We start from the raw sequence: 1,482 nt of genomic DNA, 5'->3' as shown, positions 1-1,482 counted from the left end.
TGTTATTCACCAATTAAAATGTCTATGTGATAAACCATTTAAAATGTCCTGTTTTTAACCACAAGAGTCAAGCATAGGATTTAAATTTCTTTGTTCAATAACAGCTTTCTGAGCTTTACGACTCGGCATACTTTTCTTGAGACGGGAACGTTTATTCTGTTTCTCCAACTCTTCATGTTGTTGCTGGATATGCGCCAGAACTGAGCCTAATCTTTTATTCTCAACCACTTCATTCTGCTGTAGTCCAGCCAGTTTATTGAAGACGCTATAGTTGATCTTCCGTCCTTCATGCATGAGGGCCACAGTGCCATCCGGGTACTCCAGAAATGAAATGTATTGCCCAACAAGCTTATGATTCAGCTCTGTCGGTTCAAGCAGATAAATACACTTGTCATAGGTGATGGTTAGGTTCTTCGTGACCTTACGCAGTTCCTGCCAAGTGAATATATCCTCCAGCTCAGCATCAGATTCCGTTAAAGATCGATGTAAATTCTTCGAGTTTCTCGCACACTTGGCAAACTTCTGATTGAAGTGCTCAATGAAGCAGGGTAGCCATGCATTGGCTTCGGCAATTGAACTGATGCCTTCCAGACGCATCTCCTTGATCAAACGGTCTTGAAGGGTTCTATTCGCGCGTTCTACGCGACCTTTAGCCTGTGGTGAGTTGGCAAAGATAATATCAATATTTAACTCGTTCAGAATCCGCCCAAATTGCGTGATCTGGCTGTCTTTCCTGGATTTCTGATTAACTCTGAATACCGAATGTTTATCGCTATAAAAGGCCAGAGGTTTGCCGTATTGTTCAATGTAGGCTCGGGTTGAAAGCATATAGTCGAAGGTGGTTTCCGCCTCACAGAAGCGTAGATGCAACAGCTTTCCAGTGGCATCATCGATATACACCAATAAACAGCACTTAGCAGCGCGTCCTTCGAACCAGTCATGATATGAGCCATCAATCTGGATCAGCTCACCGAAGCAATCCCGGTTATAACGTGGCTGATATGGACGTTTAAGGCGCTTGGATCGCGGAATCCAGAGGTCATTGGCCATCATCCAGCGCCGAACCGTTTCTACCGGGATATTCAGGTCAAATATGCTGCTGAGCTTCTCATGCGCCAAGGTAGGTCCAAAGCCCAGCAGATGTTCAGAAATAATGGAAAGACATTTTGATTTTAATAACTCATCATGGCGATGATGGCCAGGTTGACCACGACTGGCATGTGCCAGACCTGAAACACCGTCTTGATTGAGTTTCTGCAATAACCGGGTAATTTGACGAGTGGAAAGATTCAGGATTTCAGCAGCACGGACCTGGGTAATACGATGATCTCGAACGTCTTGCAGAACTGCAAGACGTTGAATTTCCTTGTCAGACATAGTGATCAACATCTCTAATTTATATCCAGTCCATGATGGTAAAAACCATCATAAACTAGACATTTTTATTGGTGAGAATATAGACACTTTAAATGGTTTCTAACA

At 43.4% G+C, this 1,482-nt stretch carries 1 protein-coding gene; it reads right to left on the bottom strand.

Annotation, left to right across the window (positions count from 1 at the left end; translation table 11 throughout):
• Nucleotides 1-54: 54 nt before the first annotated feature.
• Nucleotides 55-1,389, bottom strand: a complete 1,335-nt coding sequence (locus tag AC1M9L_RS14680) for an ISNCY family transposase (protein WP_481592542.1) — start codon at nucleotides 1,387-1,389, stop codon at nucleotides 55-57.
• Between the last annotated feature and the right edge of the window lie 93 nt (nucleotides 1,390-1,482).

The sequence above is a fragment of the Acinetobacter sp. ANC_7511 genome (genome assembly GCF_056779975.1).
This window is presented reverse-complemented; position numbering and strand designations above follow the sequence as displayed.